Raw genomic sequence first — 1,515 nt, 5'->3', positions numbered from 1 at the left:
GCTGTGGAAATTCCGACCCCCGAATGAAAATCATTTTGTCTTCCAAGCTATTCCAAAATGTAGTAAAATACCGATTATATCCTCATTAGAAACCCAACGATTGTTGAAAAGTGGTTGTGTAAGTTATCTAGCTAACATAGTTGATGTCCGTGTGAAGAATAAGTTGGAACTTCAAGACATCCCTATGATCCGAGAGTTTCCTGAAGTGTTCTTAGATGACTTACCTGGACTACCACCTAATAAGGAAATTGAGTTTGTAATTGATACATATCCTGAGGCCTTGCCTGTATCTAAGAACCCTTACCGCATGGCACCTATTGAACTAAAGGAATTGAAGGTCCAACTGCAGGAGTTAGTTGACAAGGGATTTATCCGCTCTAGTAGTTCTCCCTGGGGTGCACCTGTTTTGTTTGTTAAGAAGAAAGATGGTTCCCTAAGAATGTGCATAGATTACAGGGAGCTAAATAAGTTGACAATTAAGAACAAGTACCCCTTGCCCCGTATTGATGACTTGTTTGACCAATTACAAGGAGCTAAGGTATTTTCGAAAATTGACTTGCGTTCAGGGTATTACCAATTGAAGGTTAAGGATAGTGACATACCTAAGACAGCCTTCAGGACCCGTTATGGACACTATGAATTCCTTGTGATGTCGTTTGGTTTGACAAATGCACCTGCAGCCTTCATGGACTTGATGAATAGAGTGTTTCGTGAATTCTTGGATAAGTTTGTGATTGTGTTCATAGATGATATTCTTATATATTCACGGAATGAGGCTGATCATGAAGAACATTTAAGGATAGTTTTGTCAACCCTTAGACAGCAACAACTTTATGCCAAACTGTCTAAGTGTGAATTCTGGTTGGATAAGGTCAATTTCTTAGGACATGTCATTTCTGCCGAGGGTATATCAGTAGATCCAACCAAGATTCGGGCGGTAAAGGATTGGCCACAGCCAAGGAATGTTAGTGAAGTTCGAAGTTTCCTTGGTTTGGCAGGCTATTATAGAAAATTTATTAAGGGATTCTCTATATTAGCCAAACCCTTGACTAGTTTAACCAAGAAGGATCTTAAGTACTCTTGGACAGAAACTTGTGAGGAGAGTTTCCAGACCTTGAAACAAAAATTGACGACTGCCCCACTGTTGGTACTTCCAATTGAGGGAGGGAAATTTAGTGTTTATTGTGATGCATCCAAAATTGGATTGGGGTGCGTTTTGATGCAAGAGGGTAAAGTTGTGGCTTATGCTTCCAGGCTGTAACGCCCCGAATTATCTAAACTCAGTTCGTTACTCTATACTCAAAACTGGCTAAAAATTTTGGTAATACATTTTTAAAACTTGTAGCGGAAATCTTTTGAACATCGGAGTTGAGCATGACAAAAGAGAACATCATTGAAATATTCGTAAATAATTGACAAAGAGTCGGCCAAGAGAAATAAAGGTTTAAAAATACAGAATTCTTGAGAAGTCGCTGTAAACAAAGGCAGCTGCCGACGAATAGTCAACGGAAAGAA

The 1,515-nt window shown here is 39.3% G+C and carries 1 protein-coding gene; it reads left to right on the top strand.

What is annotated here, in order from left to right:
• Positions 1-1,261, top strand: a 1,261-nt coding sequence (locus tag D5281_RS24905) for a reverse transcriptase family protein (protein WP_277935631.1), incomplete at its 5' end; no start/stop codon positions are given.
• Positions 1,262-1,515: the final 254 nt, after the last annotated feature.

The organism is Parablautia muri (assembly GCF_009917485.1).
GTDB lineage: Bacteria > Bacillota > Clostridia > Lachnospirales > Lachnospiraceae > Suilimivivens > Suilimivivens muri.
Note: the sequence above shows the minus strand (reverse complement) of the source record. Positions and strands in the feature narration are given on the sequence as shown.